Source organism: Arthrobacter sp. NPDC056493 (assembly GCF_042795115.1).
Classification (GTDB): Bacteria; Actinomycetota; Actinomycetes; order Actinomycetales; family Micrococcaceae; genus Arthrobacter.
In genome coordinates, this window is sequence record NZ_JBHTSL010000003.1 from 86,097 (window position 1) to 112,689 (window position 26,593).

Sequence of the window (26,593 nt, forward strand, 5' to 3'; positions counted from 1 at the left end):
TGGCAGTTGTTGTCGTTTTGGGCGTTCAAAACGACATCTAATGCGAGTTAGTTGGTGGTTCCTTCGTTCATGGGGATCCGGACGCCGCGTTCCTTGGCGACGTCGACGGCGCGGTCATAGCCGGCGTCGACATGCCGGATGACGCCCATGCCGGGATCGTTGGTGAGGAGCCGCTCCAGTTTCTGCGCGGCGAGGTCGGTGCCGTCAGCGACGGAGACCTGGCCGGCGTGGATGGAGCGGCCGATGCCCACTCCCCCGCCGTGGTGGATCGAGACCCACGTGGCGCCGGAGGAGGTGTTGATCAGCGCGTTGAGCAGCGGCCAGTCGGCGATGGCGTCGGAGCCGTCGGCCATGGCTTCGGTCTCGCGGTACGGGGAGGCGACGGAGCCGGAGTCGAGGTGGTCGCGGCCAATGACGATCGGGGCCTTGACCTTGCCCTCCTTGACGAGCTGGTTGAAGAGCAGCCCGGCCTTGGCGCGTTCGCCGTAGCCCAGCCAGCAAATACGGGCCGGCAGACCTTCGAACTCGACGCGCTCACCGGCGGCGTCGATCCAGCGGTGCAGGTGCTTGTTGTCCGGGAAGAGTTCCTTGATGGCCTTGTCGGTGACGGCGATGTCCTCGGGGTCGCCGGAGAGGGCAACCCAGCGGAACGGGCCGAGGCCCTCGCAGAACAGGGGGCGGATGTAGGCCGGGACGAAGCCGGGGAACTCGAACGCGCGGCTGTAGCCGCCCTTGCGGGCCTCGTCGCGGATGGAGTTGCCGTAGTCGAACACCTCGGCGCCGGCATCCTGGAATTCGACCATGGCCTGGACGTGCTTGGCCATCGACGCCTGGGCCTTCTTGGTGAAGCCTTCCGGATCGGCCTCGGCCTCGCGGTGCCATTCGTCCACGGAAATGCCCTCCGGCAGGTAGCTCAGGGGGTCGTGGGCGGAGGTCTGGTCGGTGACGATGTCGATGGTCAGCTCGCCGGCCTTGTGGCGGCGAAGCAGTTCCGGGAAGACCTCGGCGGCATTGCCCACGTAGCCCACCGACCAGCCGCGGCGCTCTTCCTTGGCCGCCAGGACCTTGGCGATCGCGGCGTCGAGGTCCGTTTCCACCTCATCGAGGTAGCGCTTGCCGGCGCGGCGACGCAGGCGGGTCTCGTCGACGTCGATAATCAGGCAGGCTCCCTCGTTGAGGGTGACGGCGAGGGGCTGGGCGCCGCCCATGCCGCCGCAGCCGCCGGTCAGGGTCAGGGTGCCGGCGAGCGTGCCGTTGCTGTCCCCGGTGAGCTTGCGGGCGATCGCCGCGAAGGTCTCGAACGTGCCCTGCAGGATGCCCTGGGTGCCGATGTAGATCCAGGAGCCGGCCGTCATCTGGCCGTACATCATCAGGCCCTCGGCCTCGAGCCGGCGGAATTCGGGCCACGTGGCCCAGTCGCCGACGAGGTTGGAGTTGGCCAGCAGCACCCGCGGGGCCCATTCGTTGGTGCGGAAGACGCCCACCGGCTTGCCCGACTGGACCAGCAGGGTCTCGTCCTTGTCCATGGTTTCCAGGGTGCGGGTGATGGCGTCGAACGCAGCCCAGGAACGCACGGCCCGGCCGGTGCCGCCGTAGACCACCAGGTCATCCGGGCGTTCGGCAACCTCAGGGTCGAGGTTGTTCATGAGCATGCGCAGGGGTGCCTCGGTCTGCCAGGACTTGGCGGTGAGCTCGGTGCCGCGGGCTGCTTTGACCGGGCGGGCACCGGTGGTGAAATCGGCGGGTGCCATGGTGGCTCCTTCGTATAGCGGGAATGTTGCTGCGTTGCAGGAATGTTGTGTGGTGCAGGAATTCTGTGGTGTTGCTGAGTCAGCATTTTGAGCGGAAGTGCTTCTGTATCAACTAAAGCCCCTCAAGACCGGGTGAGACAGGGGTTTCCAAGCGGGGCTGTCCGGTATCCCAGACCCAACTGGGTAGCACTTCAGGGCGTTCCCAGCGCTGGGAACGCCCTGTGCTGCCACCCAGTTGCGCTGGTGCTGGGCGCAGCCTATTTCGCCGGGCGGCCGTGGATGCGCACCGAGAGCTCGTCGGCGACCTTTTGGACCCGGGCGGCGAGCACCGGCCACTGGTCCTCCGGCAGCTTGTCTTCCAGGAACGTGACGGCGACTGCCGCCGTCGGCCATCCAAGGTGATCCGTGACAGCGGCGGCGATTGAACCAAAGCCCGGGGTCACTTCCCCGTGTTCCGTGGCGTAGCCACGCTGCCGCACCTGGTCCAGGTGCGATGACAGGGCCGAGTACTTCATGATGGCGCCCTCCACCTCGTGCCGGGCAGAGAAGGCGGCGGCGTTCGGATAGAGCGCCCGGACCTGTGACTTTGGCAGCGCGGCAAGGATGGCCCGGCCGCTGGCGGTGAGGTGGCTGGGCAGCCGGACACCGACGTCGGTCACCAGGGATGGCCGGTTCTTGGCGCGCTCCTCCACGATGTAGAGCACATCCCGGCCGTGCAGGACCGCCAGGTGTGCGCTTTCGCCTAGGACATCAACGAGGGATGCCAGCATGGGCCGCCCCAGCCTGGACAGCGGTTCCTGCCGCGAGTACGCGGAACTGAGCTCGAAGGCGCTGATGCCGAGGCCGTAGCGCTGCTCCTCGTGCAGGTGCAGGACGAAGCCGTTCGCCTCCATGACGCCCAGGAGGTGGTAGACACTTGAGCGGGGCAGCCCCAGTGCCGTGGCAATGTTCGACGCCGCCATCGGCCCCCGCTTGGAAGCCAACAGTTTGAGAATCCGCAAGGTATTTTCGGCGGCTGGAACTTTCGCCTTGACCGCTGAGTCCGGCCGCGCCGCTGATTCCGGCCGTTTTGCCGCCGTGGCGGCCGTCGTGCCTGCCATGTGTCCTCCAGGCCTCGTTTGTTTGGCTGACTGCCCGTTGTTTGACTGTCCGTTCGGGATTCTGCCTCTTCGGGTTTTCGCCTAAAGGTGTCCGGTATCCCGTACTTAAGCTTGCGCCTGATCCACTCCCTGAAGCCCTCCTTCAGCAGCACTACTGTCTGGAATACCGGACATCGCCTTGCCAGCCCCCATGATCCCGCTTTCCCGCGCACGGAGGTAGCGTTTGTCCATGGAATTTCCACTGAAGGGCAAGGTGGCTCTGGTGGCCGGTGCCACACGAGGGGCAGGTCGCGGCACGGCTGTGGCGCTGGGTGAGGCCGGGGCAGTGGTCTACTGCACCGGCCGCACCACTAAGGGCCAGACGTCCGACTACCGTCGCCCGGAAACCATCGATGAAACGGCAGCCATGGTGAGCGCGGCCGGCGGGACCGGCATCGCCGTGGCGGTTGACCATCTCAACGCCACTGAGGTGGAAGCGCTGGTCCGCCGCATCGACGGCGAGCACGGCCGGCTGGACATCCTGGTGAATGATATTTGGGGCGGCGAGAAGCTCATCCAGTGGAACACGCCCCTGTGGGAACACGACCTTCACGGTGGTTTGCGGATGCTGCACGGCGCCGTCGACACGCATCTGGTCACGAGCCACTACGCGCTGCCGCTGCTCATTCGGCGGCCGGGAGGACTGGTGGTGGAAATGACGGACGGAACGCGCGACTACAACGCGGCGCATTACCGGCTCTCCGCGTTTTACGACCTTGCCAAATCCGCCGTCCTGCGGCTCGCCTTCAGTCAGGCCGAGGAGCTGAGGCCGTTCGGGTGCACGGCTGTGGCGCTAACGCCGGGGTGGATGCGCTCGGAAATGATGCTCGAAAACTATGGCGTGACCGAAGCCAAGTGGCGCGATGCCGCCGCGACCAATCCGCACTTCGCCGCCATCTCGGAAAGCCCGCGCTTTGTGGGCCGGGCTGTCGCCGCCCTCGCCGCCGATCCCGACGTCCACCGACGGACCGGCGGCTCGTTCTCCTCCGGCGGCCTGGCGCAGGAGTACGGCTTCACCGACGTTGACGGCTCCCGGCCCGACTGCTGGCGCTACCTGGCGGAGGTCCAGGACGCCGGATTGCCCGCCGACGCAACGGGCTACCGCTGAGGCGCTCGTTTAGGCCGCTGCGCGGCCTGCCTCCGGCACGTCGCCGGGAGAAGCGGCCTTTTCGCGCGTGCCTGTGTCAAGGCACGCGAGTATGGCCTGGATGTCTGGTGGCCAGTGTGGGGGTTCCCAGTCGGGTTGTTCGCTGGGGTAATGCCTGCCGGTGGGTGAGGTCCAGCCGGGCGGGCCGTTGGCGCTGGCAGCGGTGGGTGTCCAGGTAGAGCCGTGTTTGAGCCGGTGATGTTTAGGGCATGGTTGGCCGAGGTTGCTGATCCCGGTGGGTCCGCCGCGCGCCCAGGCCAGGAGGTGGTCGGCGTCGTTGTCCAGGGAGTGATTGTTGCAGGCCGGGAACGAGCACTTGGCGTCCCGGAGCCTCAACCATTGGCGCAGCGGCTTCGGGATCCGGTAGCTGGTTCGTCCGATTTCCAGGGGTGCGCCGTCGCGGGGGTCGGTGAGCACCCTGCGGAATGAGGATGCCCCGTCGGCGACGAGTGCACGGGCCATGGAGGGCGGGATCGGCCCGTAGCCGTCGAGCATGGCCGTTTCCTCGGTCAGGCCGAGCAGGGACAGCGCCGGCACCGTGATCAGGACCTGCGCCGCGGGCGAGGGCACACCGCTGGCCGACCGGGAACCGGCGGGACCTTCGTCACCGGCGCCGTTGCCGGCTGCTGCGGTGCCGGCCGGCGTGTGTTCGAGGCCTGCGGTGAGGAGCCAGGTCGCGGCGACGTCGGCGCGGAGCTGGGTGAGGGTCCTGGCCTCGCCCGGTCCCTGCATGGCCCGGGCTGCGGCGGTGCTGCGGTCCCAGATCCCCGCAGCCTGGTCCGCGGGCAGGTAGGCCGAGAACCAGGCCATGCCATCCTGATCCGGACAATATTCCACCCGCCGGTCCGCCGCGCTGCGGGCGTGGCGTTTTTCGATGCTGACCGGGTGGTGCCGCTCCCGCCAGGAGCGGACCTTCGCCCGGAACCGGCACGGGACGAGGTCGCCGACTGGCATGCCCCGCGCCGCGTTCGGAGCGGCGGGGTCGAGGAAATGCGCCTCCAACGCTGCCGCCCCGGCGGGGTCAAGATTCACGGTCTCCTCCACCATGATCCGGGCGTGCTGCCACGAAATGGTGCCGGCCCGGAGCGCGGACAGCGTCAGCGGCAGGTCCGTGGTCAGCACATGGGCCTCTGACAGCAGCGCACCCGCGGCGCGTTCGCTGATGGTCAGGACACCCGCCACTTCGGCGGTCACGGCCATGTCCCTGACGGTGCGGTCCTGCGGGGAAGCGGCCGGCGGCGTCATGGCTTTCTCAGCGTTGGCGTAGCCGGCGACGAGCTGCACCTTCAGGGCAGCGAGGCGGGCCTCCACTTTGGCCAGCTCGGCCAAACCGTCAAGGTGGGCGTCGGCCTGGTCCCGCAGCGGATCAGCCGCGCCCGACGCCTGGCCACCTGTCACGGGGACGTTTCCCGTGGCGAGATCAACAAAGGCAGCCAGTGCAGAAGTAGAGGCGTCGATGGCCTCCATCATCTCCACAGCTGCACTGCTTTCCATACCCGAAGCATCTCACCGGCCACTGACATTCTTACCGCGCGGCCGTGGAGCAGGGGCCCCAACTGCCCGTTCGCGCCAAATCCCCTGCGGCGCACAGTCTGAAATCAAAGACACCAAGAGCCCGTGAGCCTCATCACAGACCTCCCGGACATGGTCTGCTGGATAGCGATCCCCCTCCCAATGACGAGAAGGTATTGGCATGCAACAAGCCCAAACAACAGCCGAAACGGCGGCGCCTGACAGCACCTCCACCGATGACGCCACCGCCGTCGGAAACGCCCGAAACGCCCGCAACGCTGTCGAAACAGCCGTCGAAACCGCCGTCGCGACCGTCCTGAACCGCGGCCTGAACGTCCGCCACATCCGCTTCATGGCGCTGGGCTCCGCCATCGGCACCGGCCTGTTCTACGGTTCGGCCTCGGCCATCCAAAAGGCCGGCCCCGCCGTGCTGTTCGCCTACATGATCGGCGGCGCCGCCGTGTTCATGGTGATGCGCGCCCTGGGTGAAATGGCCGTGCGGCACCCGGTCTCGGGATCGTTCGGGCAGTACGCCAGCCGCTACCTTGGCCCGCTGGCAGGCTTCGTGACCGGCTGGACCTACGTCTTCGAAATGGCGATCGTGGCCATCGCCGACGTCACCGCGTTCAGTATCTATATGGGCTTCTGGTTCCCATCCGTGGAGCGGTGGGTCTGGATCCTGGCCATCATCTTCCTCCTCGCGGCCCTGAACCTGCTGAGCGTAAAGGTCTTCGGCGAACTCGAATTCTGGTTCACGCTGGTGAAGGTTTCAGCCATTATCGCGATGATCGCGGGCGGCGCGGCCATCCTCGCATTCGGCTTCCAGAATGGCGATGCCTCGGCCGCCCCCGGCCTGGGCAACCTCGTGGAGCACGGCGGCCTTTTCCCCAACGGCTTCGAAGGGCTCCTGGCCTCGTTCGCCGTCGTGATGTTCGCCTTCGGCGGGATTGAAACCATCGGCATCACGGCCGGCGAGGCGGCCGACCCCAAGAAGGTGATCCCGAAGGCCGTCAACACAGTGCCGGTCCGGGTCCTGCTGTTCTATGTACTCACCCTGGGCGTGCTCATGAGCCTTTTCCCGTGGAACGAGATCGGCAGCAGCGGCAGCCCGTTCGTCCAGATCTTCAGCGGCCTGGGCATTCCCGCCGCACCCCACATCCTCAACGCCGTGGTGATCACCGCCGCGCTGTCTGCGATCAACAGCGACATCTTCGGCGCCGGGCGGATCCTGTTCGGCCTGGCCAAGCAGGGGCACGCACCGCAGAGCTTCGGGCGGGTTTCGCGGCATGGCGTGCCGTGGATGACTGTGGTGATGATGACCGGGATCCTGCTGGTGGGAGTGGTGCTGAACGCGGTCATCCCGGAGGACGTCTTCCTGCTCATCGCCTCCATCGCCACCTTCGCCACGGTCTGGGTGTGGGTCATGATTCTCGCCTCCCATGTGGCCATGAAGCGCGAGATTGCACGCAAGGGCCTGCCGGCGTCGGAGTTTCCCTCGCCGTGGTGGCCGGCGGCATCCGTCCTCACCATCGGCTTCATGGGGCTGGTGATCGCGGTGCTTGGGTTTTTCGAGGACACGCGGGTCGCGCTCTATGTGGGGGCTGTGTGGCTGGGGTTGCTGGTGGCCGCCTACCGGCTCTGGGTCAAAGGCAACGGACGACGCCGGGCCCACCTTGAGGATGAGACCTCACCACTGCCGGTGGTCGCGGAAAACTGAGTAGGATTCCCGCGACAGTGCCGCGCCGCGCTGGAATTGGCAAAAACAAGTAGTAGAAATGGGACAAGACAGGTAATTAATGTCTGTTACGCGAGTGCCTGATGTGATAAATGAGGTAGATGTTACTCGTGTGACGCATGTGATTTCTTCCTACAGTGGACTACACGGTGCCAGCCGGCTGGGGCATTGACCCCGGATGATGACCCGGACCCGCGCCGCCAGTGATTCGACGATTGGTCACACTGTGAAGGAGTGGTCCTCATGTTGGAAATCCAAGCCGGGGCACCGGCACCAAATATTCAATCCGGGCGGTCACCCGGTCTCCTGGCCCAGACCCTGCAGCGGGCGCGCAGGGCCGCAATTCCATACAAGGTCGGCGATGTCCTGGTGGGCGACGATCCGTTCAATGGCCGGCGCGAAGGCACTGTGGTGGTCAAGAACGGCCGGTCGATCGGGATCCGGTCCTCGGACCGGATGTACTTCTACGACTACCGGCAACTGAGGCGGCCGGACTAGGCGGGTCACCGCCAGTCCAGCCGACGACCAACAGGAGCCGATCCCATGTCCATCGCCAACCTTCCCACCTCGTACCTCACCATTGCCGAGGTCGCCGCGGCCCTGCGCCTGTCCAAAATGACCGTCTACCGGATGGTCCGGGCCGGAACGCTGGCGGCCGACCGGTTCGGCAAGTCCTACCGCGTGCCGGAGTCAGCTGTGGAGGAGTACATCCGGGCTTCAGGAAGCCCGGCTACAGGGGATCCACCGGGTCCACAAAGCTGAGCACATGCGGTGAGGCAATGAGTGCCTGGGCTGGCAGCGGTTTGGCGCACACCGGTGCTGGCTGGCTGCCGGCCGCCGGCGTTACCATCAGGCATGCTCCCGCTGCAGAATCTCCTGGCCTTTGCCTTGGTCTCCGCACTGCTGATCGCCGTCCCGGGCCCAAGCGTCCTGTTCGTTATCGGACGGTCGCTGGCCTTGGGGCGGCGCGGCGGTCTGCTCAGTGTCCTTGGCAATGCGGCCGGGGAACTGCTGCAGATCGCAGGGGTGGCCTTGGGACTCGGCGTGGTGCTGGCTGAGTCGGTGCTGCTGTTCACCGTGGTGAAGTTTGCCGGCGCGGCCTACCTCATCTATCTGGGAATCCAGGCGGTGCTGCACCGCCGTGGCGGTCCTGCGGGCGGCCCGGATCCGACCAGGCCCGCGACCACGCGGCGGATTCTGCGCGAAGGCTTCGTTGTCGGGGCCACGAACCCGAAGTCGGTGGTGTTCTTCGTGGCGGTCCTCCCCCAGTTCGTCGATCATTCAGCGGGCGATATTCCCCTTCAACTCGCCCTTCTGGGTGCCACGTTCCTGGCCATCGCACTGGTTTCGGACAGCGTCTGGGCACTCGCCGCCGGCACAGCGAGGCAGTGGTTCGCCCGCTCGCCCCGTCGGGTGGCGGCTGTGACGACTACCGGCGGGGTGATGATGATCGGGCTCGGGGGCACCCTTGCACTGACGGGTAGTAAGAGCTGATTGGTTTCGACAGGCTTCAACCACCGCGCTAGCGGGCGGACCAGCCCCCGTCCATCGTGTAGCTGGCCCCGGTGACCATTCCGGCGGCGTCGGAGGACAGCCAGGCAACCAGCGAGGCCACCTCCTCGGGTTCCACCAGCCGTTTCACCGCGGACTCGGTCAGCATCACCTTCGCGAGCACCTCGGACTCCGGAATCCCATGGACACGTGCCTGGTCCGCGATTTGCTTCTCCACCAGCGGCGTCCGAACATAGCCGGGATTGATGCAGTTGGACGTGACCCCGTGCTCGCCGCCCTCGAGCGCCGTCACCTTGCTCAGTCCCTCAAGACCGTGCTTCGCCGAGACATAGGCACTCTTGAACGGCGAGGCCCGGAGGCCGTGCACCGACGACAGGTTGATGATGCGCCCAAATCCGTTGGCGTACATGTGCGGCAGCGCGGCCCGGATCAGCAGGAACGGTGCCTCGAGCATGAGCGCCAGGATCCGCCGGAACGCCACGGGATCGAAATCCTCAATCGGGCTGATCTGTTGGATGCCGGCGTTGTTCACCAGGATGTCGCAGTCCAGGCTCAGCGCGGCCAGCGCCTCGACGTCCAGGAGGTCGACGGCCCAGGACGTCCCGCCCACCGCATCGGCGAGGGCCGCGGCGCCAACTTCGTCGACGTCGGCCACCACCACTTTGGCTCCCCTGGTGGCCAGTTCCCGTACGCACGCCGCGCCGATGCCGCTGGCACCGCCGGTGACCAGGGCCTTGCGGCCATTCAGGTTCTTCTCCACGCCCGGTCCTTGTGCGTCCACAGTCTGCTCCTCAAAGTGTCCACGTTGACACGTGCTGCACGCCTTCCACTCCAACGCGTGCGGCACTTCCGATTCACCCGAGTATTCCTGCAGAAGGAACGCGGTTCAATGACCAATCGGGCACTGGATTCGTGCAAAATTGCAGATATGGATGCCAACCCGGATGATCTGCTGGTGCTGCTCGCCGTCTCACGCTCGGCGAAGTTCACGACGGCGGCCCAGGTCCTGGGCCTGAACCACACCACCGTTTCGCGCCGGATTGCCGCACTGGAGAAAGCCCTGGGCGGCCGTGTCCTGGCCCGGGCGTCCGGGGGCTGGGAGCTGACCGAGCTCGGGGCCCAAGCCGTGCTGGTGGCAGAGCAGGTGGAGACCGCGGTGCGTGCGCTGGGACCGTCAGGCCGCGCGCCTGACCCGATTACCGGCGTCGTACGCATGACGGCGACCGATGGTTTCAGCGCGTACATCGCAGCCCCGGCGGTGGCCCGGCTGAGGAGGGATCACCCGGGGCTCAGCGTCGAGATTGTCACCGTCACGCGGCGGGCGCTCCAGCAGCGCTCGGGACTGGACATCGAGGTGGTGGTGGGCGAGCCGCAGGTGCACCGGGCCGAAGCGTTCCGGCTGGGCGAGTACGAGCTCGGGATGTACGCGTCCCGCCCGTACATCGAGGCCAACGGAATGCCTGACACAGTGGAGGCCCTGACCGCTCATCCGCTCGTGTACTTCGTGGACTCGATGCTGCAGGTGGACGATCTTGATGCGCCACGGCGGCTGGTGCCTGCCATGCGCGACGGTGTGAGCTCCACCAACGTGTTCGTGCACGTCGAGGCCACCCGGGCCGGTGCCGGGGTGGGGTTCCTCCCCTGTTTCATGGCCGATCGGCACGAGGACCTGGTGCGACTGCTGCCCGGGAACATCGCCGAACGGCTGCCCTACTGGATGGTCCTGCGCCCCGACTCCATGCGCCGTCCGGCCGTCGCCGCCGTGGTGACCGCGCTGCGCGAACAAACCACGGCGCACCGGGAGTGGCTCCTCGGGCAAGGTCGCAGCGGCTCAGCCGGGGACGCGGATCAGCTGCTGGCTAAAGGCTGAGACCCGGTGCGGGCGGTGGGTCTTGGATCGACCGCAGTTCCTGGCTCGGTTATTGCAGCGTCCGTGCTGGGTTGGGCGTCTGCGCGCGGCACGGGGTCGTGGCGCACCTGGGCTCCGGCGGCGAAGGCCCGGACCTTGGCGTCGTTCCAAATGTGCGCTGGCACCGCCCCGCCCAGGAGCCGCCGCGCGAGCTGCGGATCGTCGTCGAACGGCTGGTCGCTGCCGGCCATCACCATATTGCCGTAGCGGCGCCCCTTCAGCATGGCGGGGTCAGCGATGATGAGGGTGTGCTCGAACGCAGCCGCGATGGTGGCGGCATCCTCCCGGGCATTCTTCAGCTCCGGACCATCGCCCGAATTCACTACGTAAATGCCGCCCGGGGCGAGCACCCGGCGCACATGTCCGTTGAACTCGGCCGTGGTCAGCGGAAGGGGTGTCGCCGCGCCGGCGAAGACGTCCCGGATGATGAAGTCACGGGTGTCCGGGGTGAGGGTTTCCGTCACAGCACGGGCCTCGCCGACACGCAGGCGCAGCAGCGGGGCCTTGGGCAGGTCGAACCAGCCGCGGACGTACTCGGCAAGCTTCCCGTCCAGTTCCACCACCACCTGCCGGGCGTCCGGATAGGCGGCATGAAAGTACCGGGCCAGCGAGCAGGCTCCGCCGCCCAGATGCAGGCCGCGCAGCCTGGGCTTGGTCTCAGGCGGCCAGCGGGATTCGATGAGCGCGGACATCCACCGCATGTACTCGAAGTCGAGGAACAGCGGATCGGCAAGGTCGATGTGCGAGCTCATCACGCCGTTGATGCGCAGGAGCCAGCCGGTGGAGTTGTCCTGGTCGGCAATCAGCTCGCAGTCGCCGGTGTCGATGTAGTAAACGCCCTCGGCGGGTCCGTCTGCCCGAACTCCGCCGGGACGGGCCTGCCTTGGATCTTCAAGCGCATCGGAGGCCGCTGCCGTGCCTCTTTTGCCGCCGGATTTGGGTCCCGATTTCCCGCCTGACTTGGTGCGCCGTGCCATCAGTTCTCCGCCGCTTCCGTCATGCTTCAAGCCTAGTTGACAGCGGGGAGCCCTTGATCCCGCTCCCCGCCAGCCCGCTGAGCCCGCAAGCTCAATCAGCTGGAGCTACCCCTCCGGCACAGGCGCCCCTTCGCCGTTGCGGATGCGCTGGACAATCGCCGTGGTGGAGCGTTCGGCCACGTAGTCGAGGATGGTCACCGTGCCTCCGTAGGCCTCCACGGCTTCCGTTTCGGCCAGCATCTCCGGCGTGTAGTCACCGCCCTTGGTATAGATTTCCGGCCGCAGCTGTTCAATCAGGGGAATCGGCGTCGGGGTATCGAAGACGGTGACGTAGTCCACGCAGCTCAGGGCGGCGATCACGGCGGCCCGGTCGGCCACGCTGTTGATGGGGCGGCCCGGTCCCTTGAGCTCGCGGACGGAGTCGTCACTGTTCAGCGCCACCACCAGGATGTCGCCGAGCTGCTTGGCCTGATTCAGGTAGCGCGTATGCCCGCGGTGAAGGACGTCGAAGCAGCCGTTGGTCAGCACCACCCGCTGGCCGTCGCTGCGGTGGGCACGGATGTGCCGCTCCAGTTCGTCGGCAGTCAGGGCGGTGTCCGCGAAGCTTTCCAGGTACCGGCCCAGCTCGTCTGTGCCGCACACCGATGTCCCCTGATGGTGGACCACCACATCCGCGGCGGCCTGGGCCAGGTCCAGGCTGGCCGTCAGTGGCAGCGACGCGGCCCGCGCCAGGGTCAGCGCCGCCACGAAGGTGTCGCCAGCGCCGGAGGCCTGCTTCTCGGTGGCGGGCCGTGCCCAGGTCCGGTGCGGGTTCCCGGCGGCCGTGATGAGGACGGTGCCGTCCCGGTCCAGCGTGACCACGACGGCGCGTGCTCCCGTCGCCTGCAGCAACTCGCCGCCGTGCGCGGTCACCACATCTGCGCGCTCGGGCCCGGCGCCCAGCCGGAGGCCCAGCATCCCCGCCGCCTCCTGGGCGTTGGGCGTGACCAGGTCCGGTTCGAGTCCTGCCCATGGGCGGGGATCGTGCGCGTCCACCACCACAAGCGTTTCCTGGCCCCGTCCCGCCAGCGATTCGATGAGCCGGCCGCGGACCGGTTCCGCGAGGACCCCTGTTCCGTAGTCGCAGATCACCACCGCGTCCTGGTGTCCGACGGCGGCAGGAACCGCAGCCTCGAACCTCGCCAGGGCGTCGCCCGGGACGGCTGCCGCGGAGTCGTCGAAGCGCAGGAGGACCTGGCCGCCGCTGCTGATCCGGATCTTGGTGGTGGTGACCATGTCCGGGTGCCCGGCGAGGAGGGTAGTGTCCACCCCGGCGGCGACGAGTTGGCGCTTAAGTTCCGCGCCGGCGTCGTCCTTTCCGATAATTCCGGCCACGCTGACGCGGGCGCCGAGGGCGGCCAGGTTCATGGCGGTGTTGGCGGCGCCGCCGGGGGCAAAGTCGCGCCGGGCGATGTCCACCACCGGAGCCGGGGCCTCGCGGCACATTCTGTCGATCGAGCCCGTCCACCAGCCGTCGAGCATAAAGTCGCCCACGACGGTGATGGCAGGCCCCTTCTGGGCCAGCCTCCGGGGAAGCCACGCGGCAAGGCCACGCTGTTCTGAAAGCACCGGTGCTGACGGCACTGATTCTGAAAGCATTGGTTCGAAATGCTGCGGGCCGGACAACTCCCGGCCGCCGTCGTCCCCCGGGTGTCCCCCGACGCCGGGTGCCGCGGCCGTCACGACACTGCCCTGTTGGTTTCACGAGCTGCAGGGGTGGGAGGCGCTGCGATGTGGACCACCTTGACCCGGCTGAATTCATCCAGGAGTTCGGGGCCGTAGCCAAACCCGTGCCCGCTTACCCCCCGGGGCTGGGCGGCCCCGCCCGGCGCGCCGCCGAACACCTCGTTGACCTTGACGGTCCCCACTGGCAGCGCTGCGACGGCCTGCTGGGCGTGGGCGATGCTGCCGGTCAGCACGGTTGCGGCCAGTCCGTACCGGCCGGCCGCGGCGAGGGCGAGCCCTTCCTCGAAGCTGTCCACCACGCGCACCGGAGCGACCGGGCCGAACGTTTCCTCGGTCATGACTTCCATGGAGTCGGTGCAGTCCACCAGGACCGTGGCCGGGTAGAAGGCGCCTGGCCCGTCCGGAATGGTCCCGCCCTCCATCGCCCGCGCGCCCAACTGCACCGCCTCGGCCACGTGTCGGTGGACCGTGTCCCGCATCCGGATATCCACGAGCGGCGCGAGTGGATGTTCCGTGTTGCGATCCCGGGCCTGCCCGGCGAGCGCCTGGCAGAACTGTTCGGCGATGGACCGGTGGACATAGATCCGCTCCACGGACGTGCAGATCTGCCCGCTGTTGCTGAAAGCCCCGATCGCCGCCTGCTCCGCGGCCCAGCCGGGATCGACGTCGGCATCCACCAGCAGTGGATCGTTCCCGCCGTTTTCCCTGATGACGTACGCGCCCGTCACCGCCGCCGCCCGCGCAATCCGGTCACCGGTCGCGCTGGAGCCCACGTGGGCGAACATATCAACGTCCGGCTCCTGCGTGAGGAGGGTTCCGACGTCGGCCCCTCCCGTGAGCGTCACCAGCACGTTGGGCGGAAAGACCGGCGCCAGCGCCTCCCCCAGCAGCTTTCCCAGGTGGGGGCATCGCTCGCTCGGTTTGTGAATGGCGGTGTTCCCGGTGACCAGGGCAGCCCCGATGAGTCCGCAGGCCACGGCGGCGGGATCGTTCCACGGGGTCAGCAGGACGGCCACCCCTCGGGGCTCGGCGATGGTGTAGTCCGCGGCCAGCACGTTGCCGCGAAGGCTGTGCCCGCGGTGGACGGGCCCCAGTTCCGCGTATTGCTCCAGAGTCGAAACTCCGGCAGCAATGCCTGCCAGGGCCTCCTCCACCGGGCGGCCGGTCTCCTGCGCATTCAGTTCGGCCAGCCCGGCGGCGGCCGCGTCCAGCACCCGGGCGGCCTCGCGCAGCAGCTTGCCCCGCTCCCCCGCGGGCGTCGCCGCCCAGCCGGGCTGGGCAGCGCGGGCAGCCGCCACGGCTCCCGCCACATCATTCGCGCCGGCGACGGAAAGGCTGCCGACAGCGTCCCCTGTTCGCGGGTTCAGGATGGTGAGCACGTCTTCCGCATTGGCCAGCTCGCTGGTCATGGTCGATTGCATGTGGCTCCTCACTGGGGATTGGCCTGGGGCAGCTGGACCTGAGTCCCCGCCCTCTCTGAGGTGATCCGTACCCCGGTATCGAAGTGTTTACACACGCCCGGGTACAGGAGTTTCAGAGCTGGCATGACAGGTTTTGTTGAGTCTAGGGACCGGGTTTTCTGAGCTGGCACTACAGTGCCGACGCACCGTAGGGTGGCTCCACATGACCCATCCCGACCTGAGCGCATCCCGACCTCAACGATCCGGAACCGAGAGGGCTGACAACATGGAACTCTTCAACGCCGACTTCGGCGGAGCACGCATCACGGGCCACGGAATCGGCCCGGTCTTGGAGGCCTTCAGCGGTGTTTCCAGCATCGCCGTCCTGCGCGGCGGCGGGCTGGGTGACCTGATGTATGCCCTGCCGGCGGTGGCAGCGCTGAAGGCCGCCTACCCGGAAGCCAGCGTGACCCTGCTGTGCACGCCGGTCCAGGCTGAGCTGCTGTCCCAGACCGTGGGGCCCGCGGATGAGGCCGTGGTTCTGCCGTTTGCCGAAGGGGTCCGCCCGGGGCCGGAAGACCACCACGAACTGGAGCGGTTCTTTGCCGGGATGCGCGCCAGGAACTTTGACCTGGCCGTCCAACTGCACGGCGGCGGCCGGTACTCAAATCCGTTCCTGCTCGGCCTCGGCGCACGCCATACCGTGGGCACCAGAACCCCGGACGCAGCCCCGCTCGAGCGGACCGTGCCTTACGTCTACTACCAGCACGAGCCGCTCCGGGCCCTCGAGGTGGCGGGCTTCGCCGGGGCCCCTCCGCGTGAGCTGGAGGCCCGGCTCCAGGCACTGCCGGAGTTTGGCCGGCAGCTCGCGCAGGAACTGCTGTTGGGGAACGGCGGGCCGGAGCTCAGCAACGACGGATCAGCCAACAGCGGCGGACCACGGCAGGGCCTGCCGTTGGGGAACGCACCCGGGTACGGCCGCGTGCTGGTGATCCATCCGGGCGCCACGGATCTGCGCCGGCGCTGGCCTGCCGAACGCTTCGCCGCGGTGGCCCGGAGGGCCGCCGACGACGGCTTCCGGGTCTTTGTGGTGGGCGACAGCAGCGAAAAGGAGCTGGCCGAGACAGTCGTGGAACTCGCCGTCGAACATTCCCAGGCAGAACACCCTGGGGCCGAGCAGGTCAACACAGGGTCCCGGAAAAGCGAGTCCGCTGAAGCCCGTCCGGCCGTCGAGTCACTCGCCGGCAAACTCAGCCTCGGTGAGCTCGCCGCGCTGCTGGCGGCGAGCTCCGTCGTGGTGGCGAACGACAGCGGACCGCGCCACCTGGCCCAGGCCCTGGGGGCGCCAACGGTGGGCATCTACTGGGCCGGCAATGCCATCAACGCCGCGCCGCTGGGCCGCAGCAGGCACCGGGTCCGACTGGGCTGGGTCACGCGCTGCCCGGTGTGCGGCGTGGACGTCACGCAAGTCGGGTGGACGGCCCCACGGTGCCCGCATGACGAGTCCACCGTGAAGGCCATCGAACCGTCTGAGGTTTACGGTGACGTACTCCAGCTCACGGCCATGAGCCCTCTTCCTCATGGCAGATAAGCATCTCGCGGACCTCGCAGCCGGTGGGCTGGGAGAGGACAAACAGAATCGCCTGCGCCACGTTGCCGGGGTCGTTCAGGCGTGAGTCGTCCTGCGGCTTGTACTGCTCGGCGCGGTCGTCGAAGAAGCGGGTCTTCATGCCGCCGGGGATCATGGTGGTCACGCCGACTTCGCCGCCCGTCTCAGCCGCCAGGGAATGGCTGAAGCCCACCACGCCGAATTTTGAGGCGCAGTAGGCGGTGGCCTCGGGCAGTGCCCGTTTGCCCAGCGTGGACGCTATGGTGACCACCCGCCCGCGGGACTCCTTAAGATACGGGAGGGCGGCCCTTACGACGGACACCGTTCCCATCAGGTTGACCCCGATGACGCGTTCCCATTCCTCCGCGGCCACGTCCTCCAGCTTCCCGCACCGGTCGATGCCGGCCGCGGTGACCACGGCATCGAGCCCGTCGAGGGTTTCGGCGGCCTGCTGCACCGCCGCGGTCACGGCAACGCGGTCCGAGACGTCCACTTCGTACGCCTTCGCCGCGGCGACGTTCCGGATGTCCCGGTCCAGCACCACCGGGGTTCCCCCGGCTTTCAGCACGGCGTCGACGACGGCGGCCCCCAGTCCGGAGGCACCGCCGGTTACCAGGACCCGGCCGGGCCGGATAGTCGATTCAGTCATGGTGTTCCTTTCAGTCGGGTCTGATTCAGGATCTTGTTGCAGTTCAGCTGCCCCTGCAGTTCAGCTGACCTTCGCCAGCGCATCCGCAAGCACAGAGGTGGACCGGGCCTGGTGGAACGGCACCGTCACGCAGCGGCCGCCCCAGCTCTCGACCAGCCCGGCTTCGGGCAGCTCCGAGGCGCGGTAGTCGCCGCCCTTTACCCAGACGTCCGGCCGCAGTGTGTCCAGGCAGGCCTCCGGGGTGTCCTCCCCGAAGATTAGGACGGCGTCCACGCATTCGAGGGCCAGCAGAAGTTCTGCCCGGTCCTCCTGGCTCACGATGGGGCGCTGATCCCCTTTGATCCGCCGCACCGACTCGTCCGAGTTAAGGCAGACGACCAGGCAGTCGCCAAGGGCCCTGGCCGCCGCCAGGGTGCGGGCATGGCCGGCGTGCAGCAGGTCGAAGCAGCCGCCGGTGGCCACGACGGTTCCGCCGTCGGAGCGCACCCGCCGGGCCAGGCCGACGGCGTCTTCCTCGCGGCTGTGGTGCCAGACCGGCCGGTGGCGGTCCGGCAGGGAGGCCACCCCGCCGGCGCCGAGGAAGGCGGCCGCTTCATTGATGGCCAGTTCGGCGGCGTCGCTCAGGCAGCGGCCCTCCGCAAGATGCACGGCCAGGCTGGCCGCGAGCCGGTCACCGGCGCCGCAGGGATCGGTGACCTTGGTGGCAGGGGCCGGAATCGTCACCGCTGCAGTGTGGCGCTGGGACAGCAGGCCACCCAGCTCGCCCATGGTCACGAGAACCGCCTGGCTTTGCCAGCGCTCCAGCAGCGTGGTGCCGAGGGCGCTGCCGACGGCGGCAATCGCCGCAGGCGTTCCGGTGCCGGAATCCGCGGCCCTGGCAGCCTCGGACAGGTTGGGGGTCACCACGGCCACGCCGCGCACCGGGACGGGGCCGGAGGGATGCGGATCCCACACGATCGGAATATCGCCGGCGCGGGCCTCGAGCAACTCACGGATCTCCGGGTTAGCGGCAACGCCCCTGCCGTAGTCGGCCACGACAATCACCTCGGCCTGGTCCAGTGCCCGGAGCATGCCTGGTGTGGCCGCCGGAACATCCGGCTGCCCGCATCCCTCATCCACCCGCACCAACGGTTGGCGGCCAGCCCGGACCCTGGTCTTCACCGGCGTTCTCGCGCCTGAGGGCCCGGACACCACCCGGACGCCGGCGAGCGCGCCTTCGAGTGCCAGGGAGGCGTCGTCGTCGGAGAGAACCGTCACCAGGGTGACCCGGTGGCCGTCGTGGGCCAGCATCCGGGCCACGAGCCCGGCGCCGCCGGCCCGGCGCCGGACATCGGAGACGTCCACCACCGGCACAGGCGCGTCGGGGCACAGCCTGGTTGCTTCACCGGAAAGGTCCACGTCCAGCAGGACGTCGCCCACCACCGTGATCCTCATCCGCGCTCAGCCTCCGGCCCGGGAATGCCCTGGCCCCTGCGGGCCACTTCGGCTTCGAAGGCGCGGCACATCGCGTGCAGCGCAATCAGGTGGCCTTCCTGCGCATTGGCCGAGATGGCATCGATGGCCACGGCATCGTCGCAGCAGGACGCCAGCGGGTTGGGCGCCGGCCCCGTCAGGGCCCACGTGGTCACGTTCAGCCTGGCTGCGGCCTCGGCTGCACGGAGCAGGTTGGGGCTCTGGCCGCTGGTGGACAGCAGCACGAGGATGTCCCCGGACCTGCCGTGGGCGCGGACCTGCCGGGCGAAGAGCTCGGCGTAGCCGTAGTCGTTGGCGATAGCCGTGACTGCTGAACTTTCGGCGTGCAGGGAGATCGCGGAAAAGGGCATCCGCTCGCCGTCGAATCTGCCCACGAGTTCCGCGGTCAGGTGCTGCGCCTCGGCGGCGGACCCGCCGTTCCCGGCGGCCAGCAGCTTCTGCCCGCTGAGCAGGCGCTGGGCCAACTCCACGCCCCAGCCGGCCAGCCTGTCGGCCTGGCTTTCCAGGGACCGCAGGGCGGGCAGGACGTTTTCGAGGTGGGTCCGCACGGCCTGCTGCGAGCCCAGGGCGGCCTCGTGCAGGGCGGCTTGGTGCCCGACGGGGTTCGCAGTGGACAAGCCGGGCGGGGCGGCGACCCGGGGCAAGGCAGGAAGCTCAGCCTCCCGCAGGGATTCCGGCGTCACAGTGCCGCTCCTTCCATCGGTTCCAGGCTGCTGGCGTCCGCAGTTCCGGCGATGGCCAACTGGTAGGCCTTTTCGGTTTCCGCGGCAACCCGGTTCCACGAGTAGCGGGCCTGCGCGCGGCGCTCGCCGGCCTGCCCGAGTTTGGCCCGAAGGTCCGGGCTGGCCAGCAGGGTGCCGACGGCTTCCGCTATGGCTTCGGGGTCCTTCGGCGGCACGTGCAGGCCGGTTCCGCGGTCCACCACGCTGTCCGTCAGGCCGCCCACTGCGGCGGCGACCACCGGAATGCCACAGGCCATCGCCTCCAGGGGAACGATGCCGAAGGGCTCGTACCAGGGAGTGCAGACCACAGCATCCGCGCTGCGGAACATGCCGGGCATGGCCTCCCTGGGCAGCTGGCCCCGGAGCTCCACGTGCTCTGCCACGCGGAGCTCACGGGCAAGGTCCAGCAGCCTTCGCGCCTCCGGATCCTGCCCTTTCGTGTCCGCCCCGCCGCCCACTATGAGCAGCTCGACGTCGTCGAACCCCGCCCGCAGCAGATGCGGCAGCGCGCGGATCACCAGGTCCACGCCCTTGCGCGGAACCAGCCGGCCCACGGAAAGGATCCGGTGGGAACGGGGCGCAGCGGCGGCCGGGCCGCCGCTGGAGAAGAGGTCCAGGTCCACGCCGCAGGGGGCGATGGAGACCCGGCGGGTGTCGATCCCCATGGCCCTCAGTTCGAAGACCTCGTCAGAGCAGGTTGCCACGATGCGGTCCGCCGACCGGCCCACCGACGGTTCAAGGAAGCGCCGCTCGGCGGGGCTCGTGTCGGCTGCGCCCTGGTGGCGGCGCTTGACGGTGCCCAGCGCGTGGAAGGTCTGCACCACGGGCACGCGGAAACCGCCCGGCGCGCGGCGTGCGGCATCCAGCGCGGCGACGCCGGACATCCAGAAGTGGCCGTGCACCACGTGCGGCGGCGAGTCGCCCCAGTCCTGGACCACGCCGTCCGCGAGGGCGGTCATGAAGGGCAACAGATCGTCCTTGGGCACATGTTCGGCCGGGCCGGCGTCCACGTGGACCACCTCGAGCCGGGGATGCACCCGGACCCTCGTCGGCAGATCGGGCGCGTCACGCCTGGTGTAGACCGTCACCCGGTGGCCGCGCCGGGCCAGTGCCGAGGACAGTGCCGCAACATGGACGTTCTGGCCGCCCGCATCCACTCCTCCAAGCGCTGCCAAAGGACTGGCGTGTTCCGAAATCATTGAGATCTTCAATGGGTATTCCCTTCTCGCGCCGCGGACAGGGCATCCGATCCGGACCCCTTCAAAGCTGCATCCCCCGATGCCACCCCCTCCGAAGACCCTCGGCCCAACCTGCTCTCCTCAGCTGATGGCGCCTGAACTGAACGCGCCCGTTCTGAAGGCGCCGGTTCCGAAGGATCCGGTCGCGCCGGCGCCAGGTCCGCCAGCACCTCATCCCAGTCGGCGAGGAACCGCTCAAGTCCGTAGCGCTCAAGCGCTGCCTCCCGCGCAGCCTTGCCCCGCCGTCGTGCTTCCTCCGGGTCGTTGACCAGCAGCCGGGCACACCGGCGTAGTTCCTCCACGTCGGTGGAGATGCAGCCCGCGTCAGGCGGCACGGCCCGTGCCGCCTCGGTGGCGGCCAGAGCCAGCACCGGCATGCCGAGGTGCATCGCCTCCAGCAGCGCCAGCCCAAGGGAAGTCCAGCGCAATGGGTGCAGGTAAGCCCGGCAGCGTGCCAGTTCCCGGTGGAGCTCCACGGTCTTCAGGTCACCCCGGACGGTGAGGCGCGGCGAAGGAATGCCGGTGGCCTCGGCCAGGCCGCCGCCACCCATACCGAAGACCTGGAGCGGGGCCGCGGTGGCGAAGCGGGGCAGCAGGTCCGTGCCCGTTACGCGTCCGCGGCGCACCGGTTCGTTGACCACCACGCCCAACTCGGGAACCTCGCCCGTGTAGAGGTACCCGGGGTCCGCGATGCCGTGCTCGATGACCTTGGTCGGAGCGCGGCCGCTGTCCCAGAACAGCTCATTGAAATGGGTCACGTGGACGATCGGGATGTCGCGCTGCTCCCCGAGCGGATGCACGGTGAAGGGAACATCGCCCTTGGGGGTGTTGTGTTCCACGTACACGGCGGGAAGGTCGACGCCGGGCCGGCGGCCCAGGATGCGTGCCGCCTCCGCGGCTTCCTCCGGCCGCTGGAGCACGACGGCGTCAATACTGCCGGCGTCCAACTCCGCGAGCACCACCTCCCGCGCGGAAGCGGGCCAGTCCCGGCCTGCGCGGCCCAGTCCCCAGGCGCCGCCGCCGGGCAGGACCGGCAACAGGTACTCGTGCCCGCCGCGGACAAAGGCGTCCGTCCACGACCCATGCACGTGCCAGAGCAAAATTCTCATTGTTTCCGGACCTTTCTCCGTGTGCTGAGCGAGGAGACCCCGCTCAACAGGCGTTCCACCGCTTCCACCACCTGCTCCGGCGAAACCGAGCTCAGGCAGGGATGTCCCGGTACCGGACAGATGCGTGCGCGGCTGAGCCGGCACGGCGCGTTCTGGTCTCCCAGCAATTCCAGCGGAACGCCGTAGGGCGCCCAGCGGACGGCCTGCACAACCGGGGAAAACAGGCTCACCACGGGGGTTCCGACGGCGGCGGCCAGGTGGGCGGGTCCCGTGTTTCCCGTGACCACGACGTCCGCGTTGGCCAGGACACCGGACAGGGTGGACAGGTCCGTCCGTCCGCCGAGATCGATGGCGGAGGGGCCGGCCACCGTTGCAGTAAGGGCGGTTTCGCCCGGTCCCCCGGTCACCACCACCTTGTGACCTGCACCCTCCAGCAGCTCCACGGCAGCCGCATGATGGAGCGGCGGCCATGCCCGTGCCGGCACCGTTGCCCCGGGATGGACCACCACGTAGGGGCCGTCACCGACGAGCTGGCGCACGCCCGGTGCGTCCTTGACCGTGAGTTTTCCGTCGTCCCCGGCTTTGAGCTGGAAGCCGGCCGCGCGGGCGATGCCCAGCGCCCGCACGGACTCCGGCTGGTCCTCGGGAAAGTCCTCGCCGGGTTTCAGCCGGACGTCCAGGAGTGATCCCGCGTAGTCGGTGGAGGCCCCGGTGATGCGCTCCACGCCCGCCAACCGCAGGAGCAGCGCCAGGGGAAGCGGCGACTGGTGGAAGGACGTCAGGATGACCGCCTCGGTGATGCGGGAGTTCCGGACAAAGCCCACCAGCGAGTCCAGATGCGGGCCGGTCACCTGCGGTGCCGGATTGCTGATCCATGGGGTATCCCAGGCAAAAACGTCGGCCACGTTGGGCAGCAGCGAGGCTGCCGCCTGGCCCTGCGGCGCGCAAAGCACGACGACGTCGTTGGGGCTGCGACCGTCGGCCCGCCGTCCATTCGCCACGGCCCGGACTGCCGGGCCGGACAGGAGGACGTCACCGACACTGTCCAGCCGGGCCACCAGGACCTTGCTCATGCCCGCCCCTGAAGCAGCGGTCCCTGAAGCAGCAGTCCCTGAAGCAGCAGACCCTGAAGCAGCAGGGCAACGGCCTGCTCGAGGTCCGCGGCAACCTCGTGGGCAGCCTTGATCTCTTCGGCTCTGGTCTGAGGAGTGGGAACCAGAATGCCCCGCGCACCGGCGGCTGCGGCCGCCTGAATGTCGCTGCCGATGTCACCGATGAACGCCGCCTCGGACGGGTCGATGCCAAGGCGCCGGCACGCGCTGTGGATCATGCCCGGCGCCGGCTTCCGGCACGGACAACCGTCGCCGGCCCCATGCGGGCAGACTTCCCATACGTCGAAGGGACCCAGCAGGTCCTCCACCCGGGCGTTCACGCTGTCCACCTGCTCCGCAGTCAGGAGGCCGCGGGCAATGCCCGACTGGTTGCTCAGGACGCCGGTGGCCAGGCCCAGGCTGCGCAGTTCGTCGAGTACCCGCCGCGCGCCGGGGCAGGGCTCGACCAGCTGAGGGTCGCCGTTGTACGGCACGTCAACCACGAGTGTCCCGTCCCGGTCGAACAGCACAGCCTTGAGCGTCAAAGCGTTAGTTGCCATACCCCCTCCGTTCCCCGGCCGGCAGAGACCTAAACAACCGGCCGCTGACTTCTTCTCGGCTAGACTCCTCGACAGGCACTCTGGGAGAGCAAACCCGAGGAGGAGAAGGACGGCAGTGGAAGCACCGAACGGCACGCACGAGCAACCGGTCCTGCTGGTCCTGCGTGCCCTGAAGCTGGGCGACCTGCTCGTTGCTGTGCCGGCGCTCCGTGCCCTGCGGCGCGCCTATCCGGAACACCGCCTGCTCTACGCAGCGCAGGGCTGGCTGGAAGACGCACTGGCTCTGGTGGGCGGCTACGAGCTGCTTCCGACCCATGGGCTGGATGTTCCGATTCCCGTCGAGGCAGGCACAGTGGACGTGGCCGTGAACCTGCATGGCAGCGGACCAGAAAGCGAGGCGCGGCTCGCGGCCGTCCGGCCCAGGACGGTCCTCGGGCACCGTACCGCCGAACGGCCCGGCCCGGCCTGGCTGGAGGAAATCCATGAGCGAAAGCGGTGGACCAGGCTGCTGCAGTGGCATGGCATCGACGCAGAACCTGACGATTTCCGGCTCCTGCCGCCTGCTGTTTCCAGCCCCTGTCCCGGCGCCACCGTGCTGCACGTGGGGGCCGCCTACGGCAGCCGGCTGTGGCCCGAGGACCGCTTTGCCGAAGTGGCCCGCACCCTCGCGGCGGATGGTCACCAGTTGGTGTTCACCGGCAGCTCGGCCGAACGGCCGCGGGCGCTGGAGGTTGCACGGCTGGCCGGGCTCCCGGAGGAACACGTTCTGGCGGGGCGGCTGCGGCTGGCCGGGTTCATGGCCGCCATAGCGGAGGCCCGGCTTGTGGTGTCCGCCGACACCGGCGCGGCGCACCTCGCCTCAGCGTATTCGCGGCCTTCAGTGGTGCTTTTCGGTCCCGCCCCGGCCGAGGTCTGGGGGCCGCCGCCGGGACCGCACATCGTGCTGACCGATGCTCAGGCGCGCCGCGGCGACACCTTCGCGGCAACCCCTGATCCCGCCCTGTTGGCGGTTTCGGTGGAGGATGTCCTGGCGGCTGTCGGGCAGCTCCGGCTCGCCTGACCCGCGCTGGCCCGACCGCTGCCAATCACTGGCGCCGCGGGCACTGTCACCGCTTCGCTTGGCGCTGCCTGCCCCTGCCATTTTCGGTGTCAGCGCTCTGGCCCTCCCCGTGCTGGCCCTCCTCGTCGAGCAGCCGGCGCTGCAACCAGACCAGGATCCGGGAAAGCCGCCGGGACACCTGCATCTGGGAGATGCCAAAGCGTTTGCCCAGTTCCACCTGGGTCTCCTCGCGGAAGTACCGCCGGTAAAGCATCTCCCGGTCGTCAGGATCCAGTTCCTGGATCGCCTCATTGAGGCACACGAGTTCCTCGAGGTGCTCAATCGGCTGGTCCGGCGAGACCAATGCCTCGCCCATGCTCGGCCCGCCCCACGGATCGGGGCTGTCCAGGGAGTCGGGATGCATGCTGCTGCCTGCTGCCTGCGCTTCCCGGACCTCAGCCGCGGTAACGCCAAGCGCGGTGGCCAGTTCCTGCGCCGACGGAACGCGGCCCAGCGACTGGGACAGGTCCGGGGCAGTGTGCAGGAGCTGCGTCCGCACATCCTGGATGCGCCGCGGCGGCCGGACGGTCCAGCACCGGTCCCGGAGAAAGCGCTTGAGTTCGCCGCTGATGGTGGGGGCTGCGTACGCCGGGAAGCTTTCGCCCTTCTCTTCATCGAAGCCGCGGGCGGCCTTGACCAGCCCCAGGTAGGCCACCTGCACCAGGTCTGAGCGCTCCCGTCCGCGGGCTGCAAACCGCGAGGCGAGCGACTCCGCCAGGTCCAGGTAGTTGAGTACCAACTGGTTCTGGAAGGCATCGTGCAGCCGCCCTGTTTGGGCGGCGAACGGGACCCTGAACGGCGCTGCCGGCTGGCGGGCCGAGTGGGGTGCTGTATGCACAGGGAAGGACGCGGACAAGGAGGGCGGGGTTTCTGGCATTGTCGTCGGTTCCTTCGATCGGGGGTCGAGAAAGCCTGCGGCAAGACTTAGAAGAAGGAAATCATAAGCGTGCTTATTACACAACGGCTCCGAAACGATAGGGTCGAACGAAGCACCACGGTCACGGCCCGCCGTCGGGCGATCTGACCGGAACTTTCCACGGCAACGGACGGAATGCATTCCACGTGTATTAGGGTGGCCAGGCTACGCCCCGAAAAGGCGCCGGCGTACCGGCGTCTCCTCCACTCAAACAGCGGCACAGCGTCAGAGCGCTCATGGCCAGTTGCCAGCTCACGGGCCGCCGGCTACGGGGCGTAAAGGCCGACGGCGGCTACTCGCGCGGGGTGTTCCGCCGCGTAGCATCCGTGGCGGCGTCGGTATCCGGGCGGGCATCAGCGGTGCGCGCATCAGGATTGCGCGCGTCGGCGTCATTCACATCGCCGGTTCGTCGGCCAGCGTCCCGCTCACCCGGATCCCGGGCGTCAGCGTTGCGCGCATCGCCGGCCAAGGTGTCGGCAGCCCGAGCATCGTCACGCCCGGAATCTGTGCGTGCATCGTCGCGCCGGTTGCCGTTCGCGTCCACGTCCGGGTCGAGGGCGTCCGCCTTGTATTGGTGCTTCTCGGCGTCCGTCCGCAGGTCCTGCGCAGACGACTGACGCTGCTCCGCCTCCTGGCGAAGACGCGCCGCCTCGACCTGCGCCCTCTCGGCGTCAGCCTTGGCGTGCATGGCCCGGGCTTCGTTTTCGCGCGCCTCAAGGTCGGCGTTCTCCGCCTTCCTGCGGATCTCGGCAGCGTGCTGGCGGTTCTGTTCATCGCGCTTCTGCCGGAACGCCTCCCGGCGCTTGCGGCTGGACATCAGAAGCACCGCAATGAGCGCGATGACGACGATTACAACGACGATCCAAATCCAGGCAGTTGGGTCCACCGCGGATCCACCTCTCTCTTTTCCAGCACGTCATTCTCCGGCAGGTCCGGCCACTTGCACCCGGCGTAACGCTGACGGAGGGCGGCCGATTGAACTAGCGGCAATCAGGGTACTTACGATCTAATAGTAACCATGCTTACTATTTTATGGCGAGTGGTTGCCGGTTGCACTCGGCAACCCCACATGCTGGAGAGGGATCGACCATGACGGAGAACAAACGGCCGCAGGGCGCAAGCGCTCCCCCGCCCGGCGCGCACCGTGGTAGCCACGAACCCAACCCGTTGGCCTCCGGCCAGTTGGCCGAGACCCCGCAATCGGACACCCGGATGGCGGACGATCCACTGGGTGGGAAGCAACCCGCAGACGACCCGCTGGGGAGCGACCCGCTCACACTGGACCGTCGCAACCCACCCAGGGCGCCCGGACTGTAGGCG

The 26,593-nt window shown here is 68.4% G+C and carries 24 protein-coding genes; 8 read left to right on the forward strand and 16 right to left on the reverse strand.

What is annotated here, in order from left to right:
• Positions 1-47: 47 nt before the first annotated feature.
• Positions 48-1,751 (reverse strand): urocanate hydratase, encoded by a 1,704-nt coding sequence (locus tag ACFQ50_RS02105; protein ID WP_377993871.1) that lies wholly within the window; start codon positions 1,749-1,751, stop codon positions 48-50.
• Between the two features lie 257 nt (positions 1,752-2,008).
• A complete protein-coding gene (locus tag ACFQ50_RS02110) occupies positions 2,009-2,851 on the reverse strand; it encodes an IclR family transcriptional regulator (RefSeq protein WP_377993872.1) in 843 nt (280 codons plus the stop codon).
• A gap of 229 nt (positions 2,852-3,080) precedes the next feature.
• On the opposite strand from ACFQ50_RS02110, the gene ACFQ50_RS02115 reads away from it, so the two are divergent.
• Complete coding sequence (locus ACFQ50_RS02115) at positions 3,081-3,998, forward strand: SDR family oxidoreductase (protein WP_377993873.1); 918 nt, start codon at positions 3,081-3,083, stop codon at positions 3,996-3,998.
• Between the two features lie 9 nt (positions 3,999-4,007).
• On the opposite strand, the gene ACFQ50_RS02120 is transcribed toward ACFQ50_RS02115, so the two are convergent.
• A complete protein-coding gene (locus ACFQ50_RS02120) occupies positions 4,008-5,531 on the reverse strand; it encodes a DUF222 domain-containing protein (protein ID WP_377993874.1) in 1,524 nt (507 codons plus the stop codon).
• Positions 5,532-5,730: 199 nt separating this feature from the next.
• Between ACFQ50_RS02120 and ACFQ50_RS02125 the strand changes: the two genes are divergently transcribed.
• The 4 genes from ACFQ50_RS02125 (at position 5,731) to ACFQ50_RS02140 (ending at position 8,778) form a co-directional block, all read left to right on the forward strand.
• Positions 5,731-7,266, forward strand: coding sequence for an amino acid permease (locus ACFQ50_RS02125; RefSeq protein ID WP_377993875.1), 1,536 nt, complete (start codon positions 5,731-5,733; stop codon positions 7,264-7,266).
• Positions 7,267-7,527: 261 nt separating this feature from the next.
• Positions 7,528-7,782: a hypothetical protein gene (locus ACFQ50_RS02130; protein ID WP_377993876.1), complete on the forward strand. Its 255-nt coding sequence runs from the start codon at positions 7,528-7,530 to the stop codon at positions 7,780-7,782.
• A 45-nt stretch (positions 7,783-7,827) separates the two neighbouring features.
• Complete coding sequence (locus ACFQ50_RS02135) at positions 7,828-8,046, forward strand: helix-turn-helix domain-containing protein (RefSeq protein WP_377993877.1); 219 nt, start codon at positions 7,828-7,830, stop codon at positions 8,044-8,046.
• 93 nt (positions 8,047-8,139) lie between these two features.
• Entirely contained in the window at positions 8,140-8,778 is a 639-nt protein-coding gene (locus ACFQ50_RS02140; RefSeq protein WP_377993878.1) for a LysE family translocator, read from the forward strand.
• A gap of 28 nt (positions 8,779-8,806) precedes the next feature.
• On the opposite strand, the gene ACFQ50_RS02145 is transcribed toward ACFQ50_RS02140, so the two are convergent.
• A complete protein-coding gene (locus ACFQ50_RS02145; protein ID WP_377993951.1) occupies positions 8,807-9,556 on the reverse strand; it encodes a 3-hydroxybutyrate dehydrogenase in 750 nt (249 codons plus the stop codon).
• 168 nt (positions 9,557-9,724) lie between these two features.
• Here ACFQ50_RS02145 and ACFQ50_RS02150 point away from each other — a divergent pair, with 168 nt between their 5' ends.
• A complete protein-coding gene (locus ACFQ50_RS02150) occupies positions 9,725-10,666 on the forward strand; it encodes a LysR family transcriptional regulator (RefSeq protein WP_377993879.1) in 942 nt (313 codons plus the stop codon).
• Here the strand turns inward: ACFQ50_RS02150 and ACFQ50_RS02155 are convergent.
• From ACFQ50_RS02155 to ACFQ50_RS02165, 3 genes are all read right to left on the reverse strand, one after another.
• Entirely contained in the window at positions 10,645-11,682 is a 1,038-nt protein-coding gene (locus tag ACFQ50_RS02155; RefSeq protein ID WP_377993880.1) for a spermidine synthase, read from the reverse strand. The genes ACFQ50_RS02150 and ACFQ50_RS02155 overlap by 22 nt on opposite strands.
• 105 nt (positions 11,683-11,787) lie before the next feature.
• Complete coding sequence (gene rfaE2 / locus ACFQ50_RS02160) at positions 11,788-13,320, reverse strand: D-glycero-beta-D-manno-heptose 1-phosphate adenylyltransferase (protein WP_377993881.1); 1,533 nt, start codon at positions 13,318-13,320, stop codon at positions 11,788-11,790.
• Positions 13,321-13,400: 80 nt separating this feature from the next.
• Entirely contained in the window at positions 13,401-14,828 is a 1,428-nt protein-coding gene (locus tag ACFQ50_RS02165) for an aldehyde dehydrogenase family protein (RefSeq protein ID WP_377993882.1), read from the reverse strand.
• A 265-nt stretch (positions 14,829-15,093) separates the two neighbouring features.
• On the opposite strand from ACFQ50_RS02165, the gene ACFQ50_RS02170 reads away from it, so the two are divergent.
• Positions 15,094-16,398, forward strand: coding sequence for a glycosyltransferase family 9 protein (locus ACFQ50_RS02170; protein WP_377993883.1), 1,305 nt, complete (start codon positions 15,094-15,096; stop codon positions 16,396-16,398).
• Here ACFQ50_RS02170 and ACFQ50_RS02175 read toward each other — a convergent pair.
• The 7 genes from ACFQ50_RS02175 to ACFQ50_RS02205 are packed head-to-tail and all read right to left on the reverse strand — an operon-like array spanning position 16,364 to position 23,258.
• On the reverse strand, positions 16,364-17,065 hold the full coding sequence (locus ACFQ50_RS02175) for an SDR family oxidoreductase (RefSeq protein WP_377993884.1): 702 nt from the start codon (positions 17,063-17,065) through the stop codon (positions 16,364-16,366). The two genes, ACFQ50_RS02170 and ACFQ50_RS02175, sit on opposite strands and share 35 nt — an antisense overlap.
• 60 nt (positions 17,066-17,125) lie before the next feature.
• Positions 17,126-18,499: a PfkB family carbohydrate kinase gene (locus ACFQ50_RS02180; protein WP_377993885.1), complete on the reverse strand. Its 1,374-nt coding sequence runs from the start codon at positions 18,497-18,499 to the stop codon at positions 17,126-17,128.
• The gene (locus ACFQ50_RS02185) at positions 18,496-19,221 is read right to left on the reverse strand and encodes an SIS domain-containing protein (protein ID WP_377993886.1); all 726 of its coding nucleotides are present in this window, start codon (positions 19,219-19,221) and stop codon (positions 18,496-18,498) included. The genes ACFQ50_RS02180 and ACFQ50_RS02185 overlap by 4 nt, the downstream gene beginning before the upstream one ends.
• Positions 19,218-20,471, reverse strand: a complete 1,254-nt coding sequence (locus ACFQ50_RS02190) for a glycosyltransferase (RefSeq protein ID WP_377993887.1) — start codon at positions 20,469-20,471, stop codon at positions 19,218-19,220. Before ACFQ50_RS02190 ends, ACFQ50_RS02185 begins: the two co-directional genes overlap by 4 nt.
• Positions 20,468-21,607 (reverse strand): glycosyltransferase, encoded by a 1,140-nt coding sequence (locus tag ACFQ50_RS02195; protein ID WP_377993888.1) that lies wholly within the window; start codon positions 21,605-21,607, stop codon positions 20,468-20,470. Before ACFQ50_RS02195 ends, ACFQ50_RS02190 begins: the two co-directional genes overlap by 4 nt.
• Complete coding sequence (locus ACFQ50_RS02200) at positions 21,604-22,680, reverse strand: glycosyltransferase family 9 protein (protein WP_377993889.1); 1,077 nt, start codon at positions 22,678-22,680, stop codon at positions 21,604-21,606. The genes ACFQ50_RS02195 and ACFQ50_RS02200 overlap by 4 nt, the downstream gene beginning before the upstream one ends.
• Complete coding sequence (locus tag ACFQ50_RS02205) at positions 22,677-23,258, reverse strand: D-glycero-alpha-D-manno-heptose-1,7-bisphosphate 7-phosphatase (RefSeq protein WP_377993890.1); 582 nt, start codon at positions 23,256-23,258, stop codon at positions 22,677-22,679. Before ACFQ50_RS02205 ends, ACFQ50_RS02200 begins: the two co-directional genes overlap by 4 nt.
• A 115-nt stretch (positions 23,259-23,373) precedes the next feature.
• On the opposite strand from ACFQ50_RS02205, the gene ACFQ50_RS02210 reads away from it, so the two are divergent.
• Entirely contained in the window at positions 23,374-24,318 is a 945-nt protein-coding gene (locus ACFQ50_RS02210; protein ID WP_377993891.1) for a glycosyltransferase family 9 protein, read from the forward strand.
• Positions 24,319-24,364: 46 nt separating this feature from the next.
• On the opposite strand, the gene ACFQ50_RS02215 is transcribed toward ACFQ50_RS02210, so the two are convergent.
• Together ACFQ50_RS02215 and ACFQ50_RS02220 are read right to left on the reverse strand one after the other, a co-directional pair.
• Positions 24,365-25,234, reverse strand: coding sequence for a sigma-70 family RNA polymerase sigma factor (locus tag ACFQ50_RS02215; RefSeq protein ID WP_377993892.1), 870 nt, complete (start codon positions 25,232-25,234; stop codon positions 24,365-24,367).
• 331 nt (positions 25,235-25,565) lie between these two features.
• Positions 25,566-26,159, reverse strand: coding sequence for a hypothetical protein (locus ACFQ50_RS02220; RefSeq protein WP_377993893.1), 594 nt, complete (start codon positions 26,157-26,159; stop codon positions 25,566-25,568).
• Positions 26,160-26,593: the final 434 nt, after the last annotated feature.